At 62.2% G+C, this 16,028-nt stretch carries 17 protein-coding genes; 7 read left to right on the forward strand and 10 right to left on the reverse strand.

Features of this window, described 5'->3' with window-relative positions:
* Positions 1–67: 67 nt before the first annotated feature.
* The 5 genes from A9X04_RS19295 to A9X04_RS19315 form a co-directional block, all read right to left on the reverse strand.
* Complete coding sequence (locus A9X04_RS19295; RefSeq protein WP_067923910.1) at positions 68–2,218, reverse strand: acyl-CoA dehydrogenase; 2,151 nt, start codon at positions 2,216–2,218, stop codon at positions 68–70.
* Positions 2,219–2,269: 51 nt separating this feature from the next.
* Positions 2,270–2,482 carry a hypothetical protein gene (locus tag A9X04_RS19300; RefSeq protein ID WP_067923913.1) on the reverse strand — a complete coding sequence of 71 codons (213 nt, stop codon included), beginning with the start codon at positions 2,480–2,482 and terminating at the stop codon, positions 2,270–2,272.
* Between the two features lie 588 nt (positions 2,483–3,070).
* The gene (locus A9X04_RS19305; RefSeq protein ID WP_231984331.1) at positions 3,071–3,331 is read right to left on the reverse strand and encodes a cytochrome C oxidase subunit IV family protein; all 261 of its coding nucleotides are present in this window, start codon (positions 3,329–3,331) and stop codon (positions 3,071–3,073) included.
* A 5-nt stretch (positions 3,332–3,336) separates the two neighbouring features.
* The gene (locus A9X04_RS19310; RefSeq protein WP_067923919.1) at positions 3,337–3,936 is read right to left on the reverse strand and encodes a cytochrome c oxidase subunit 3; all 600 of its coding nucleotides are present in this window, start codon (positions 3,934–3,936) and stop codon (positions 3,337–3,339) included.
* Positions 3,933–4,655, reverse strand: a complete 723-nt coding sequence (locus tag A9X04_RS19315; RefSeq protein ID WP_067923922.1) for a hypothetical protein — start codon at positions 4,653–4,655, stop codon at positions 3,933–3,935. The genes A9X04_RS19310 and A9X04_RS19315 overlap by 4 nt, the downstream gene beginning before the upstream one ends.
* Before the next feature lie 601 nt (positions 4,656–5,256).
* Here A9X04_RS19315 and A9X04_RS30540 point away from each other — a divergent pair.
* Positions 5,257–5,541 (forward strand): hypothetical protein, encoded by a 285-nt coding sequence (locus tag A9X04_RS30540; RefSeq protein WP_156764426.1) that lies wholly within the window; start codon positions 5,257–5,259, stop codon positions 5,539–5,541.
* Between the two features lie 83 nt (positions 5,542–5,624).
* On the opposite strand, the gene A9X04_RS19320 is transcribed toward A9X04_RS30540, so the two are convergent.
* The 4 genes from A9X04_RS19320 to A9X04_RS19335 form a co-directional block, all read right to left on the reverse strand.
* Positions 5,625–6,428 (reverse strand): SDR family NAD(P)-dependent oxidoreductase, encoded by an 804-nt coding sequence (locus tag A9X04_RS19320; RefSeq protein WP_067923925.1) that lies wholly within the window; start codon positions 6,426–6,428, stop codon positions 5,625–5,627.
* Positions 6,425–6,796 (reverse strand): carboxymuconolactone decarboxylase family protein, encoded by a 372-nt coding sequence (locus A9X04_RS19325; protein WP_231985763.1) that lies wholly within the window; start codon positions 6,794–6,796, stop codon positions 6,425–6,427. Before A9X04_RS19325 ends, A9X04_RS19320 begins: the two co-directional genes overlap by 4 nt.
* Positions 6,797–6,890: 94 nt before the next feature.
* Positions 6,891–7,487 carry a TetR/AcrR family transcriptional regulator gene (locus A9X04_RS19330; RefSeq protein ID WP_068057253.1) on the reverse strand — a complete coding sequence of 199 codons (597 nt, stop codon included), beginning with the start codon at positions 7,485–7,487 and terminating at the stop codon, positions 6,891–6,893.
* 49 nt (positions 7,488–7,536) lie between these two features.
* Complete coding sequence (locus A9X04_RS19335) at positions 7,537–7,857, reverse strand: hypothetical protein (protein ID WP_231984332.1); 321 nt, start codon at positions 7,855–7,857, stop codon at positions 7,537–7,539.
* A 263-nt stretch (positions 7,858–8,120) separates the two neighbouring features.
* Between A9X04_RS19335 and A9X04_RS19340 the strand changes: the two genes are divergently transcribed.
* From A9X04_RS19340 to A9X04_RS19355, 4 genes are read left to right on the forward strand one after another with little or no spacing between them, the layout of a single operon-like run.
* Positions 8,121–9,320 carry an amidohydrolase family protein gene (locus A9X04_RS19340; protein ID WP_067923934.1) on the forward strand — a complete coding sequence of 400 codons (1,200 nt, stop codon included), beginning with the start codon at positions 8,121–8,123 and terminating at the stop codon, positions 9,318–9,320.
* 24 nt (positions 9,321–9,344) lie between these two features.
* Positions 9,345–9,551: a ferredoxin gene (locus A9X04_RS32385; RefSeq protein ID WP_067923937.1), complete on the forward strand. Its 207-nt coding sequence runs from the start codon at positions 9,345–9,347 to the stop codon at positions 9,549–9,551.
* Positions 9,551–10,774, forward strand: a complete 1,224-nt coding sequence (locus tag A9X04_RS19350) for a cytochrome P450 (RefSeq protein WP_067923940.1) — start codon at positions 9,551–9,553, stop codon at positions 10,772–10,774. The genes A9X04_RS32385 and A9X04_RS19350 overlap by 1 nt, the downstream gene beginning before the upstream one ends.
* 1 nt (position 10,775) lies before the next feature.
* Entirely contained in the window at positions 10,776–11,582 is an 807-nt protein-coding gene (locus tag A9X04_RS19355) for an NAD(P)-dependent oxidoreductase (RefSeq protein ID WP_067923942.1), read from the forward strand.
* A 22-nt stretch (positions 11,583–11,604) separates the two neighbouring features.
* Here A9X04_RS19355 and A9X04_RS19360 read toward each other — a convergent pair whose 3' ends face one another.
* Positions 11,605–13,086: a class I adenylate-forming enzyme family protein gene (locus A9X04_RS19360; protein WP_067923945.1), complete on the reverse strand. Its 1,482-nt coding sequence runs from the start codon at positions 13,084–13,086 to the stop codon at positions 11,605–11,607.
* A gap of 159 nt (positions 13,087–13,245) precedes the next feature.
* On the opposite strand from A9X04_RS19360, the gene A9X04_RS19365 reads away from it, so the two are divergent.
* Positions 13,246–14,742, forward strand: coding sequence for an aldehyde dehydrogenase family protein (locus A9X04_RS19365; protein ID WP_067923947.1), 1,497 nt, complete (start codon positions 13,246–13,248; stop codon positions 14,740–14,742).
* Positions 14,739–15,950 carry a CaiB/BaiF CoA-transferase family protein gene (locus A9X04_RS19370; RefSeq protein ID WP_067923950.1) on the forward strand — a complete coding sequence of 404 codons (1,212 nt, stop codon included), beginning with the start codon at positions 14,739–14,741 and terminating at the stop codon, positions 15,948–15,950. The genes A9X04_RS19365 and A9X04_RS19370 overlap by 4 nt, the downstream gene beginning before the upstream one ends.
* Positions 15,951–16,028 lie beyond the last annotated feature (78 nt).

The following is a 16,028-nucleotide window of genomic DNA, read 5'->3' on the forward strand; positions in this document are numbered from 1 at the left end:
TCGGCGCGGCCGCTGGGATCGATGAGTTTCGCCAAAGTGCTTGCAGACAAACGGTATCGCTCGATTGTTATGCCAGCAGTGGGTCGCGCGGTAGGCCGAGGATGCGTTCGGCGATGAGATTGCGGATAATCTCTGAGGTCCCGCCGGCTATCGTGAGACAGCGGCTGTACAGGTAGTCATGTGCGACCTCGGCCTGCTCTCCGACGAGGACAGCAGGGGTGACAATGCAAAGAGCCAGTTCGGCGACGCGTTGCGCGTGTTCAGCGCCGTATAGCTTCGCAATGTTGCCTTCGATCGTCGACCCGGAATCGAATACCGCTCGGGCCGCCCGCCGGAGATTCAGCGCTGCAAGACAATACGACTCCACGAGTAGGGCGCCGACTTCACGCGCCAGGCCTGTGTCGCCGCTGCGGTACTGCTCCAACAACTCGGCGAGCTTGTCCGCAGGCAGGGTCACTGAACCACCACCGAGGGATACGCGTTCGTTGCCGAAGGTCGCCATGGCGACTTTCCAACCGGCGTTCACCTCACCGACAATGTCGCGGTCGGGGACGAAGACGTCGGTGAAGAAGACCTCGTTGAACAGCGTCGCGCCGGTGATCTCCTTCAGTGGGCGGATCTCCACACCCGGTACCGCCAGATCGATGATCATGGCGGTGATGCCACGGTGCTTGGCTGCGCTGCGATCGGTGCGCACCGTGGCCAGACCCCGCTGGCAATTCATCGCATCGCTTGTCCACACCTTCTGGCCGGTCACCGACCAACCGCCCTCAACGCGCTCGGCCTTGGTAGCGACCGCGGCCGCATCAGAGCCCGCTCCTGGCTCACTGAACAACTGACACCAGCGCAGCTCACCCTCGAGGCTGGGCCAGATCAGCCGCTCGACCTGCTCCGGGCTACCGTGCTCAAGCAAAGTCGGCACCACCCACTCGCCGAGTCCGAGGTGCGGCTTATCCAGTTCGCCGAGCACTTCGTCGATGATCAGCTGCTCCACCGAGTCCGCGCCGCGCCCGAACGGCGGCGGCCAGTGCGGCTGCAGATATCCGCTGCGGGCCCATAACTTGGGCCTGCTGTCAACGTCGGCCCGCATCAACTCCGACCGGAACTCCTCGGCGGCCAATCGGTACTGTTGGGCTTCGGGCGGCAGATCTAGCGCGTGATGCAGTCGCACCCCAGCGCGTTGCAATTCGATGACCTTGTCGTGCAATGCTTCTCGCCCGCCACAGAACGCCAGCAAGATTGTGGCCCGGCGAATGAAGAGATGGGCGTCGTGCTCCCAGGTGTATCCGATGCCGCCGTGGATCTGAAGATTTTGCAGCGCGACGCGCTGATAGGCCGGCAGCACATGTCCGGCCGCCATGGTCACCGCCAGGTCGGCTTCTGGTGCGTGCCTGCGGGCTGCATCCCAGGTGACCGCAACGGCCAGTTCCGAATCGACCAGCATGTTCGCGCAGTGGTGCTTGATCGCCTGAAACGACCCGATGGGCCGATCGAACTGTCGTCGATCCTTGGCATAGCTGGTCGCCATTTCGGTGCAAGCGGCCAAGCCGCCAACCGCCTCGGCCGCCGCCAGCAGCCGAAGCGTGCGCACGGCGCTGGCAGCAGCACCGACCAGCACGTCGGCGACGGGGGCAGCGGATAGTTCTAGGACGACTAGCGGGCGGGTGAGCATGTCGTTTGTTTCGCCGACCTGGACGGAAACGGCGTCGCCATCTTCGACCAGCACGATGTCTTCACCGACGGTGATGAGGTAGACGTCGCTGCCGGAGTCACCGAGAACCGCGATGTTTGTTCCCGTGATGGTCGAATCCGACCGAATCGCAGTGTTGGTCGTACTGACGCCTGCGATCAGCTCGCCCGACGCGAGACGGGGAAGCCAGCGTTGTTGCTGCTGTTCGCTGCCGAACTCGGCCATTAGCACCGATGCAGCCACCGTCGGCAGGAACGGCCCACCGATAGCGGCGCGGCCGAGCTGTTCCATCACCACCGTGAGCTCGGGAAGGCCGTAGCCTTGGCCCCCGAACCGCTCGTCGATGTGCAGGCCGAGCCAGCCCGCCGAGGCCATCTCCTTCCAAAGCTCGTCTGCGGCCCACCAACGGTCAGGTCGGTCCGGATTCAGCAGCATGTCGCGCGCAGCCGCCATGCCCCCGCGCGCAGCCACCACCGCCGCGGCGAGTTCCGCGAAGGCGCGGTGGTCTTCCGTTATCGCCAAAGACATGACCAAGAACCCTCTTTCGTTACCAGGAGTTGCCGAACCGGTCGCGGAACGTCACCGACATCGCCGGACGTCGACGCGGCGCGGAGAGCTTTTGGCGGGAACGCCGAGGTAGATGGCGGACATCGGCACGATCGTGACGGGCAATCTCAGTACTTCCCGAACCCGGTCGATACCGAACGTGGTCAGACCCGTGGTCAGTGTGCCCGCGGTCACCCGTTTAGTGAACTCGGCCACCACCTCGTCCGGATTCCCGGTCAAGTTCATAGAGGAGAACATACTTTCTGCCATCTCAACGCTCCTCCGCGATCGGGTCAGCCGGACCTGCATCCCGACACTATGACAGTCAACTGTCACAGGTCAATGTGAAGGTCTGCTATTCACGTCCGACCGCCGATAACTACCATCTATAGCGTGGAACCCTGTTCGGAACTCGGACTCGTACGGGAGAACTAGTTGTGCAGGGGGCGGAGGAAAGTCGTCGAAATTACCGATGTTATCCCGCAATTGAGTGATGTCGACCGTCATGGCCTTCATCTTGGTAACCATGCTGTGCGTCGTGGCCAAATATTTGGTCGATGGTCTTTTGCGGATCTCCGGCCTGTTTACGTGTAATGTCCACAACTTTCTGCATGCCGTTCGTCACGGCGCGGGAAGTAGTAGTAGATGGCGGGGATTGGGCTCGGCTTGTTCTGCTACGTCCGAAAGCCTCGTGCTCGCATACCCTTTGACGCTCAGGACATGAGCGGCCCGCGTCCGAGCGGATTTGAAATCGCCTTCCTCCGGACTGCCGGCCCGCGGCCTTGACTTTCTAGCTATCGTTCGACTGTACGCAGATGACCGGCCATGTCGTTTCTAGGACACGACGAGGTCCAACGTCACCAGCGTGGCAAACACTACGAGGACGTAGCCCTCGAATATGAGGCGCAGTGTGCGCGGAGCGGCCCGGATATCCATGAAATGCAGGCCGATCAGCCGCACTTTGCACAGCGCGAGGCCGATGATGACCACGGCGGCCGCCGATGCCACGCCGGCGCCCTGTTCGACCCCAACGGTGAACGATGCGAACGTGAGGCCGATGAGCGCGGCCCATACCAGAGTCACCCGGCGCGTCATTGCCATCACCGCATCAGATAGAAGAGAGCGAACAGTACGACCCACAGCAGGTCGACCATGTGCCAGAAGATGCCGCCGGCCTCGCACAGCATCGTGTCGCGCCCGCTCAGCTGTGGCTTGCGGCTGACCGTGATGAGCCGGCTCAGCACCACGCAGCCGATCAACACGTGCGCCAGATGTATACCGGTGAACATGAAGTAATACGAGAAGAACTCGCCGCTGCCGACGGTCTTGCCGTTACCGAACAGATGCAACCACTCCACGGCCTTCACAACGACGAAGCCCAGTCCGCATGCGAGCGCGGCACCGAACAGCCGGGGCGCTGAGCGGTGCACACCAGTGAGGACTTGCTGTACGGCCAATGCGGCAAACAACGAACTGCTCAGTAGCAGAACGGTGTTCATGGTGCCCAGGGCGACGTTCAGGCTCGCGTGATCGCGGGCGAAGAGCTCAGGGTTCTTGGCGCGTGAGTACATGAACGTGGCGAAAAACAGCGCGAACACCGTCATGTCGCCGAGGACGAATACCCAAATCCCTTCCTCGCCGGGAATGCGTTTGGGTTCTGTGGCCCGTGCCCGTGTCTCGCGGTCGGCCGTTGCGGTCATGCGCCTGTGCGGTGGAGGACGGGCTCCTCGCGGTCGTCTGTCGGTTGCGCGCCAATCGTTGTCAGCAACTGCCAGGTCATGACGAGGAGCCACGCCCCGAAGAACACGGCAACCAGCCAGAAAGCGAGCAGTCCGTTCCAGGCGAACACGCCGGTCTTGAACAACACCACGAGACCGCCTGCGGCGAAGATGAAACCGCTCCAAAAGTTGTAGTAGGCCACCCATCTCGGCCAGACGGGGTGCGGCCCCTGGTAGCCGAAGATCGCAAAGCCGATCGCCAGGCACTGGATGGTGGCCGCGGGCCAGTTCATCACGAACGGCAGCCAGCCGAGGTCGTTGAGTGCCTGGGTGATCTCGGGATTGCGCTCGGGGCGATACGACGCCGCGGCGAACGCAAAGGTTGGTAGGACGATCGCCATCACCGCAAGGCCGGTGGCGATCAGCTGCGCGTAGGCAAGCGGGGAGAACCTGCCCTCGAGCTGCCTGATCCGCACGGCGATGAGCGCGCCGAAGGGTACCTGGAGTCCCGCCGCCGCCAGCAGGACGACAAGTCCGGTGCGCTTCACCCCGGTGTTTGTCGACCAGAACTCTGCGACCTCGCCGGCGGACTTCGTGGGAGCCATCGGAGGGAGCAGGCCGACCATGATGATGCCGGGGAATAGGAGCAGCAGGAAGGCGGCGCCGCTCCACGCCATCGTTTTCTGAATGCCGGTCGTCATGACGAACCCCTCATCGATGGTTGATAAGGCATGACGCTACTTAGAGTTTGACTCGAGAGTCAACGAAATTCTGTGTTGAATTAGAAAAAACTCCTCGGCTGAATAGGCGTTCGCGCACCTACGGAGGCTAGTTCACCATGGTGGTGTCGGAGCTTGCCGTCACACGGACAAGCCCCAATGCATCCGAGCCCGCTCGTACTGGCGGTGCGACGGTAGGGGCGGCGATTGCGGCCCTGTGGCTTGTCGTAGCGGTGCAGGCGCTGGTGCGGTGGGTCTTTTCACCTGACTTCGGGCGGGCCCGGTTGACCGTATGCCGACGTGGAATCTGGTGGCATTGACATCTTTGAGGGTCTCAGCCTTGCGCTCTTAGCGGGGGTGGTGTGGTTCTGTGTCGTTCGACCATGGCGGCGGACCGGCAAGCTGAGCCTCGACGGCAAGTTCCTCCTCGGAGACGGCTCATCGATCGGGATGCCCGTGGTAGTAAGCCGACCTGCCGCGCATGTCAGGCCACTCGCGCTCGCGCCAGTCAGAACGGCTGGTCCGGCGACTCGCGAGGCCAAACTTAGCTGCATCGGACGAGGCAACGATCGGGCCACTGACTATGGCCGGCGGTACCAAGGATAGTGGACACGAGGATGCGTCTGAACGGATCGAGATGATTGAAGCCGCACCAGCTTTCGCCTTCGTATGTATGAGTGACGATTTCCATCCAGGTGGGCCGACTGCCGTTTCGAGCCGAATCGGTGCACTGAACTTCGGCGTCGAAGACGCGGCGATGCCGCCGAGATGGTCGAAATCGAAATTGGGTGACGGCGGTGTGCTTCAAGTAGTCCAGCTGTTGTCGCTGTGCCGGCGGATTGCGCAAAATCCGGCGCTGGCTGCATGAAGTGGCGAGCGGAGATGCATGGATCCGCAGTCGAGGTGCGGACCATCATTCTGCCGCCAGGATTGGCACCAATCCGCTGCGACCTACGTCGGGATGATGCTCAGGGTGGCGCCGCCGTCAACCGGAAGGATGATCCCGGTGATCCACGCGGCATCGTCGGACGCAAGGAACACGGCTGCCTTGGCGACGTCGAAGGCGCTGCCCTGTTTGCCCAAAGGTACGGTGGAGTCCCGCATCTCCATGACCTTCTCGCGGCTGAGGCCTGTGCGCTCGACCAGTTGATCAACGCCAATCGGCGTTTCCACGGCTCCGGGGGCGATCACATTCACCCGCACATGATGTTTGGCGTACTCCTTGGCGAACGACCTCGACATGGAGTTCAGCGCTGCTTTCGAGGTCGCGTATCCGACGTTCTCCGGCCCGGCGAGAAACGAGGCCAACGACGAGATGTTGATGATCGACCCTGACCCCTGTTCGCGCATGATGGGTCCGAGATGCTTGATGACCTGCCATATTCCGTCGAGGTTGATCGCGAACATGCGGTTCCAGAAGTCCAGATCGATCTCGTCGGTGGCGCCGGTCGAGATAATACCGACATTGTTGTGCAGCACGTCGACGCGGCCATAGTCCGAGCGGACCCGTGCGGCAAGGCCTTCCACGTCTGCCGTCGCGGTGACGTCCACTTCGATCGCCGCCGCGGTACCGCCCTCGTCATGGATCATCTTCACGGTGGACTCGGCGCTCTCCAGCACACGATCGGCCACTAGAACTGTTGCGCCCTCGCGGGCGAACGTGATGCATGCCGCACGCCCGTTTCCGATCGTGGCCCCGGCGGATTGACCACCGCCGACAACGACCGCGACCTTGCCGTCGAGTCTCCCGGTCACTTCGATGCTCCAATCGGCTCGTCGGTCTTGTGGGCGCCGATTGCGCCGGCCGCAACCTGACTGGCATTGGCGGCCGCCGGGAATCCCAGATAACCCGACAGGTGGTAGGTGACTTCTTCCAACTCGGCGCGCGTAAGACCGTTGCGAAGCCCGATCTGGAAGTGTTCCCTCAACTGGTCGTGGGCGCGGAGCGCGATCAGGGCACCGATGGTGACGAGGCTACGAGACCGCCAGTCCAGGCCGGGCCGCGTCCACAACGCACCGAACAGATTGTCGGCGCTGAGAATGCCGAGTTCGTCACCGAACCGCGGCTCGCTCTTGCCCTCACCGATTTTGGCAGCGATATCGGGGCAGAGTTGGGCGAACACTTCCAGCCCCGCTTGTATGCGTTCTGACATGAATCTACCTCGTTATCTATGACGGAACCAGGTGAGTGCGGGCCGCTTGATCCGGCAGCGAGGGTCAGGGGGCATGCGAGTGTTTCCCTTGCTGTACGGCGCACGCTGCCAGCGTCAACTCGACGCACCGATCCCATTCCTCGGGACGGGCTTCCTGTTCGGACGACAGAGCCAGCGCCAGGCCTCGAATCAGCCGGCGTAAGTCGCGTGAGGTCACCTCAGAACGCACCCGGCCGGCGCGGATCCCCAATGCGATCAGCTCGTCGCTCAACGTCGCGAGTCGATGCGCGTCATCACCGACGGCGTGCGTGTCGACATCGAACACCATGCCGGCGATGCGGTCCTGGCGAATGCGATGGATGACGTCGTACAACGCCTCGGCCAGCGCCGTCCATGGATCGCCCTGGCGTGCCTGCAGAATCGCCTCACAAACGCGCGCTTCGATCCAAATCGTTTGCGGTTCAAGAAAGGCCGAGATCATCGCCTCCCGGCTGGGGAAGACCCGGAACACGGTGGCCTTGCCGATGCCTGCCGCGCGCGCGACATCTGCGTGAGTGGCAGTGCCCTTGGCGGCGAACAACTCTCGCCCGGCATGGACGATGCGCTCGTAGTTGGCGCGTGCATCGGACCGCTGTCGTCGCGCTTTGGCTGTCGGTGGCATAGGTGGACCTCCCTGGCACGGCACCTACGCAGGTTAACATGAAACGGACCTAGGGGTCCACTTGCTCCAGCACCGTGTCGATATGCCCGAACTGCTCTACACCTGGGTCGAGCGCGGCCTGTAGGGCCGACTTATGCCGCACGTCAGCCGCCTGGAACTGAATCTCTCGGCCCGTTCTCTGGACGAGTCGAGCTGTCTCTTCGAGGTCTTCCCACGTGCCCAACCTGTACGGCACGGCGTCGATGTCGCGGCAGATGTCTACGGCGACGATGTTGGCGCCTTCTTCCGCGAGAGTGACTGCATGCGAACGGCCCTGACCGCGTGCCGCCAGTGATGAAAACGACGCGACGCGACCGTCAAGCAAACCCACGATCTGTGTCCCTTCCTTCCACCGAGACGCATGCCAGCTGGACCTGGCTGATTAGTGCCGTGTGAGCGCGAACGAGTCGGCGCATTCGACAAGTACGCAGGAACCGGATTGACCCACACGTGCTTGAAGGACTTGTTCGCGACATCGCTCAGGTATAAAATTCGAAGCAAATATAGAATATGGTCATAAACAGATTCTGGTAGAACACTGAGCCGGACGGATCTCAGCCGGGTCCGGCGGGGCACGGCGCAAGGGAGCGAAGGATGCCGTTACAAGACACCCATCAGATCGTGTCGGTCGATGACCACCTCATCGAGCATCCACGTGTGTGGCAAGACCGCTTGCCGCAGAAGTATCGGGAGGCCGGACCCAAGATCGTCGAGATCAACGGCCAGCATTTGTGGTCGTATGACAACACGCTGTATCCGACGATCGGGCTGAACGCGGTTGCGGGCAAGCCACCGCAGGAGTGGGGCACCGATCCGGTGCGCTACGAGGATATGATTCCCGGTTGCTACGATCCTGCGGCGCGGGTGGCGGACATGGACCTCGATGGGGTGCAGGCGGCGTTGTGCTTTCCCTCCTTCCCGGGGTTTGCGGGGGGGACGTTTTATCGGGGTAACGATCGCGAGCTGGCTCTGCTGTGCGTGAAGGCGTGGAACGATTTTCACATCGACGAGTGGTGCGCGACGGCGCCGGACCGGTTCATTCCGCTTGGTTTGCTTCCGGTCTGGGACATCGACGCGTGCGTCGTCGAGGCCGAGCGTCTGGCCTCGAAGGGGGCGCGTACTGTGTCGTTTCCGGACAGCCCGGTGTCGTTGGGGCTGCCGTCGTTTCACTCAGATCACTGGGACAATCTGTGGCAGGTGTGCTCGGACGCGGGCATGCCGCTGGCACTGCATTTCGGGTCGGGCGGTTACGTTCCCGGATTCTCGTTCTCGGGGACGAGCACCTTCCAGAATGATCTGGCTAAACAAGACGTTTCGGCGCCCTTCGCGGTGGCGATTGCGCTGTTTGCGACCAATCTCATGTGGTCAACCGTCGATCTGCTGTTCTCCGGCAAACTGCAGAAGTTTCCGAACCTTCAGATCTCGTTATCCGAAGGCGGTATCGGTTGGGTGCCTTACATTTTGGAGCGCACGGACTACGTGTGGGAGCGTCACCGCTACTACCAGCCGATCGATTTCGACGCGCGCCCTTCTGATCTGTTCCGTTCCCACTTCTGGGGCTGCTTTATCGATGATGAGCACGGATTGACCAACCGCCATGCGATCGGTGTTGATCGCATCACCTTGGAGATCGACTTCCCGCACTCGGATTCGAACTGGCCGAACTCGCGCAAGCGTGCGGCCGAAGTGCTTGCCACGGTGCCCGATGACGAATGTGCGCTCATCGTCGAGGACAACGCGCGGCGCATGCTCAACTTCCCAAGGACGGCCGAGCCGCAACCCGCCAATGTGTAACGGGAGAAGACAATGGGAGGCCGAATGAGGGTCGCGGTGGACCCGCAGCGATGTCGAGGACATGCACGCTGCTTGACGATAGCGCCCAACGCTTTCGAATTCCTCGACCTCGAAGATCGAGCGGTGGCGAGCCAAAACGGAATCGCGCTCGAGGACAAAGATTTGATCCGAAGAGCCGAACAGGAATGTCCCGAGCGAGCGATCAAGATCGACGACCTAAAGGACGCGTGATGACGACTATCGACTCAGGCACCGAGGCCGCCTCGACCGACCTCGACCACCATTCGGCGTACTTCCGAGAGAACAATTTCGCGATCTACTCTGAGTTTCGCGATCGTTGCCCGGTTTTGCATTCGACCGCATGGGATGGGTTCTGGCTGTTTCTCGGGTACGACGCGATCGTCGACGCCGCGCAGGACGCCGAGCTGTTCGGCAATGGTGTGGAGAAAGCGGTGCCGGGGCTGTCCCCGGATCCGTTGATTCCCATCGACATCGATCCGCCGCTGCACGGCGCATGCCGCCGTATCGTATTGCCGCGCTTTTCCCCGGGCGCTGCCCAGCGTTGGAGGCCGCGAATTCGCCAGTTAGCGGCGGAGTTGGTCGACGACTTCATCGAGACCGGCCGAGCCGACATCGTCCAACAGCTGACCACCCCACTGCCAGCGCGCTGGATCCTGCAGATGTTGGGTCTGGACGACAGCCGTTGGCCGGAATGGGTGGAGTGGATCCATTCCGCCATTCACGACCGCTCGCACGACCCCGAGCGGGCCAGCAATGGCGTCATGAATATTTACGGCGCCATCGTGACCGCGATGCAGCATCGGCGGACCAACGGTTTCGGCGACGACTTGATCAGTGTCATCCTGCAAGCCGAAGTCGATGGCGCGCCGCTCACCGAGGAGCAGCTGATCGGGTACATCTTCCTCCTGCTGCTTGCCGGTATGGACACGACGAGCGGACTGACCGGTAATGCGCTGGTTCGGCTCGAAGAAGATCCGGCATTGCGTCAGCAGTTGATTGACGATCCCGAGCTTCTCGATGCTGCGACCGAGGAGTTCCTCCGGCACGACACTCCCACGCAGGGGCTCTATCGAGTCGTCAAACGGGACTGCGAATTTCACGGTCACAAGCTGCGTGCGGGAGACCGCGTCATGTTGATGTTCGCCTCGGGCAACCGCGATCCGAAGGTGTTCGACAAGCCCGAGGAAATCGACCTGACCCGATCATCGAACCGCCACCTCGCGTTCAGCCTCGGCGCTCACCGTTGTCTCGGCTCCAACTTCGCCCGGGTGATGTTCCAGGAGATGATCTCCGAAATACTGGCCCGTCTGCCCGATTTCGCGATCGACGGCGAAATCGTGCGGTTCGAGGACGCTGGTGAGGTCTACGCTGTCCGCCATTTGCCCATCCGTTTCACGCCGGGTCCTCGTCTTAATTCCGGTTCGGGGCCATGAGATGTCACGAGTCGGTTTCTTCGGCGTCGGTCAAATGGGTGCGCCGATGGTGTCGCGGCTGCTCGATCGCGGTCAGCACGAAGTCGTACTCTATGCGCGCCGACCCGAGGTCTGCGAACCTCATGTCGCGCGTGGGGCTGGTTTGGCCGGTTCCCTCAAGGAGCTCGCGCGAGCCAGTGACGTGTTGATCGTATGTCTGTTCTCCGATCCGCAGCTGCGGGAGACCGCGTTCGGCGAGGATGGTTTCCTTGCTCATCTGCCCGACGGTGCGATCGTCGTTTCGCACACCACGGGTAGTCCGGCGCTCGTCGCTGACATCGCCCAGACAATGCCGCATGTTCGGGTGGTCGACGGGCCCATCAGTGGAGATTCGGAAGATATTTTTCAGGGCAGGCTCACGGTCCTGTTGGGCGGGGAACCTGACCCGGTCGATACTGCGCGCGACGTGGTGGGTGCTTACGCCGATCCCATCATTGCGACCGGTGCGCTGGGCAGCGCGCTGCTGGTCAAGCTGCTCAATAACCTTTTGTTCGCGGCAAATTCGCAACTGCTGGCGGGTACTGCTGCGGCCGGAGCAGCGTTGGGCTTGAACGAGCAGTCGTTACTCGCCGCGTTGAGCGCGTGTAGCGGCAGCAGCGCGGCCCTTCAGCGTGTGCGGCAAGTCGGCGGTCTTATTCCGTTCGAGGGCCGTGTGACGCCATATCTGCGCAAGGACGTCGCGACAGCGATCGCGCTGGCCGAGGAGATGGGTGTGTCGATCGACTTCGTGCGCGGTGTCGCGGAAAAAGGACCACTGTCCGTGACGTGATTCCGCCCGGGGTGTCGCCGATTCAGGCCGTCAACTGCTTAGCAAGTTCACGCTTCGCGACCTTGCCCAAACCGGTCAGGGGGAATTCATCGAGTATGTAAAGCCGCTCGGGCCACTTCTGCTTCATCAAGCCGCGGTCATCCAAAAACCGGCAGATCTCTTCGAGTGTGACATCGCGGTGCTGGGGTGATCGTTGGACGACCGCGCAGACGAGCTCGCCACGTACTTCGTCGGCAAGGCCGAGCACCGCGACGACATCGATGAGCGGGTGCGCGAGCAGCTCGTTCTCGATCTCGGCGGGAGCAATGTTCTCACCCTTTCGAATGATCAGATCCTTCATCCGACCGGTGATCACCAGCCGGCCGTCAGCCCGCAGGTATCCCGTGTCCCCGGTTCGGAGCCAGCCTTCCGGCGTGACAGATGAGGCCCATTGCTCACCGTCGACGTAGCCGGGTGTCAGGACATCGCCGCGCACTTCGACCTCTCCCGTCGGCGCGATACGGACTTCGGCGCCGGGAACGGGGCGACCCGCACTGTTCGACCGCTGCTCAAAGCTGTCCGAGGCCTGGCTGGCGGTAATAGCGGGGGCTTCAGTCATGCCGTAGCCGTGCAGTACGGGCACCCCGAGCACGAGTCTGATCTTCTCGTGCAGCTCTGGCGGACAGGGTGCACCGCCACCGATCAGCATGCGAAGCGTTGGAATGACGGGAGCATCACCACCTGAGGAGAGCTGTGCGGAGAGCAGCATCTGGTAGAACGCCGTACTTGAGCCAGTGAACGTCACTCGATTGGCTGCAAGCACTGCGGCGATGTCCGGCCCGACCCGCGGCAGCAACAGAACCGAGAACCTCCCGATAAGGGCGCACGAGACATAGAAGATGCCGCCAACGTGTGCGATGGGAAAGTTGATGGTCCCAACGTCGTCGGGCGCGGATCCCAGGCCGAGATACTTCACGTAGCCGCGCGCCGCGGTCAACAGCGACTTGTCGCTGTGTCGCACCCCTTTCGGGCGCCCGCTCGTTCCGGACGTGAAGAAGACCCATCGTGCGTAGTCCGAAGGGAAGTTCGCTGCGCCCTCCGATGGCTGGTCATCGGGCATGGTCCGAAGGACGTCGAGGAAATCGGAGGGCAGGCAAATCACGGGTGTATCCGATGGTGCGTTGTGCTGTGTGGTCTCGTCAACGATCAACACGTCGGCGCCGGCGATTTCGAGTGCGGCGGCTACCTCTCGCTGTCGGAACAAGTGCAGCACCGGGACCTGGACGGACACGCTTCGCGAGAGCGCCAACATCAGGACTGCGGCAGCGCAGTGACTGGGTAGCTGCCAAGCGACGGTCATGGTGCTATTGACGCCGTGTGCGGCCAACCAGCGTGCCGCTGCAGCAGACAGGTAGGACACCTCACCGATGGTCAGTCCCGCGCCGGTTGGTTCGAGCAGGAGGGGGCTGTCGGGGCGGTCCAGTGCACCAGCTTCAAGCTGTTCGACGACCGTGCGTGGGGCCATCTGTGCGTCCCTCCGTGGAGTAATCTACTTGATGACAGAATCTAGGATAGTAATGCCGCGTTCCGCACCAGGCACCGACGATCGCGCGAAATCAGATAAATAGTTATCTATTATGATTTATGCTAGAGCGTGCCGCCAGCCCAGCGAGAGGACATTTCCATGACGAGTTCGTCGGTTGCCGCATCGACACTCCCGTTCAATGCCGAAACCCGCTTGTACATCGATGGGAAGTTGCGGGACTCGCTGACCGGAGCGTCTGCCGAAAACATCAATCCAGCCACCGAAGAGGTGCTGGGCGTCGCCACCGACGCCGGCGCCGAGGATATGCAGTCGGCGATCGCCGCAGCGCGGCGTGCCTTCGACACGACCGACTGGTCGACCAATCACGAATTCCGTCAGCACTGCCTCATGCAGCTTCACGACGCCCTTCAGCAGGAGAAAGAGGACATCCGTGCCGAGCTGGTCGCCGAGGTCGGCGCGCCGCTCTCGTCGACATACCTTGCCCAGCTGGAGTGGCCGATCCCTGACGCCGTTCGGTGGCCCGCCCAGTACATCTCCGAGTTTCCATGGGAGCGGAAGCTTTCCGACGGTGCGCTACTGGGCGCGCCGTATCACCGCAAAGTGGTCAAAGAGGCGCTCGGCGTGGTGGGGGCCATCACGCCGTGGAACTTCCCGTTCGAGATCATCAGTAACAAGATTGCGCAGATACTTGCCACTGGCAACACCATGGTGCTCAAACCGGCCATGGAGACACCTTGGAGCGGGCTGCGATGGGGCCGTATCGTCGCGGAGCGCACCGACATCCCAGCGGGTGTGTTCAACGTCGTTCCGACGTCCGACAACGGCGTCGCCCAGCTGCTCGCCACCGACCCGCGCGTGGACATGGTTTCCTTCACCGGCTCGACGGCCGTCGGCAAGCTGCTTCAAAGATTGTCCGCTGACACCATGAAACGCACCTTGCTCGAGCTGGGAGGCAAGTCGGCGTACATGGTGCTAGACGACGCCGACATGGATACGGTCTTGCCGGGATGCATTGGTGCGCTGATGCATTCGGGTCAGGCCTGTGCGATGACTGGCAGGGTGCTCGTCCCCCGCGAGGTGTATGACCAGGCCGTGGAAGTTGCCACTGCGGCGTTCACGGCGGTTCCCGTCGGTGACCCTACCGATCCTGCGACATTCTGCGGCCCCTTGGTGTCGGCCAAGCAACGTGACCGCGTGTTGAATTACATCGATATCGGCCAGCAGCAAGGGGGGCGGGTGACAGTCGGCGGCGGCAAGCCGAAGGGACTCGATCGCGGCTACTTCGTAGCACCGACCGTTTTCGCCGATGTGGACGCGAGCCACCGCCTGTTTCAGGAGGAGATCTTCGGGCCGGTGATTACCGTGACGCCGTACGACAGAGGTGATGAGGGGCTCATCGAGCTGGCGAACAACTCGACCTACGGTCTATCGGGTGCAGTGATGGGTTCGCCCGACCGGGCGATGGCGGTGGCCCGGCGAATCCGCACCGGCAGCTTGATGCTCAACGGCGCCATGTTCTACGGCGCCGACGCACCGTTCGGCGGTTACAAGATGAGCGGCGTCGGTAGGCAAAACGGTCACGAAGGCTTCGAGCAGCATCTTCAGACCAAGTCGATTGGATACACCAGCGCATGACCGATGTGCTCAGCGGGATTCGCGTCGTCGAGCTCGCCGCGTGGACCTTCGTTCCGGCCGCTGGCGCTGTGCTCGCCGATTGGGGCGCCGACGTCATCAAGATCGAACATCCCGAGACCGGTGATCCGCAGCGCGGACTGATCAATTCGGGAATCGTCGCCGGAGCGGGCGGCGTCAACCACTTCATCGAACAGCCGAACCGCGGAAAGCGCAGCATCGGTCTGGACACTTCCAGTCCGGAGGGCCGCGAGGTGTTGATGAAGCTGATTGAGACAGCCGACGTGTTCCTCACCAACCTGCTGCCGGACTCTCGGCGACGCATGGGAATCGACGTGGACCAGGTCCGCGCGCGCAACCCCAAGATCATCTATGCCCGCGGCCATGGTTATGGCACGAAGGGGGAGGCGGCAAACCAAGGTGGTTTCGACCTGGCCGCGTATTGGGCGCGCGGAGGGATCGGTGAGGGCTACGCCGCCGGCAACGGGGCCTATCCGCCGCTTCAGCTGCCGGCGTTTGGTGACGTGTACGGCGGCCTGACAATCGCCGCAGGAATCGCCGGAGCGTTGGTGAAGCGCGAGCGGACGGGTGAACCGTCTATTGTCGACGTCTCTCTGCTCAGCGCCGCCATCTGGCAACTCGGACCCAACATCGTCGGCGCGGGCGTCACCGGTCAGGACGTTCCCAAGTTCTCGCTCGAGGAGATGCCCAACCCGGGTGTCAACCTCTATAAGACACGCGACGGCCGGTTCATCGCCTTTGTACTTCTTCAGGCCGACCGGTTCTGGTCTGATTTCTGTATGCGCCTAGGTCGCCCGGACTTGATTTCGGACGAGCGATTCGCTACTGCGCCCGTGCGTTTCGAGAATCGCAAGGAGTGCATCGCCGAGTTGCGGACAATCTTCGAAGCGGAAGATCTCGCGCATTGGGAGAAGTCCTTCGCCGGGTTCGAGGGAGTGTGGGACGTGATGCGCACCGCGCGCGAGATCCACGACGACCCCCAGGTGATTGCGAATGGTTATCTGCCCCGCACTACTGATACCAACGGCAACGAATTCGCGTTGGCAGGCAGCCCGGTCCAGTTCGACGAGACGCCGTTATCACTCAGGTGCGCACCAGAACACGGTGAGCACACCGATGCACTACTGGCCGAACTCGGATACGACGAAGACCAGATCATCGACTTCAAGATCAAGTCGGTCGTACTTTAGATGGTCGCGACTGTCGCCTCCTTGATCGACCTGCTTGACGTCCGATTCGTCGCAAGCGATTCCTACGTAGGGATCACG

This window comes from Mycobacterium sp. E3247, from assembly GCF_001667785.1.
In the GTDB taxonomy this organism is placed as follows: Bacteria; Actinomycetota; Actinomycetes; order Mycobacteriales; family Mycobacteriaceae; genus Mycobacterium.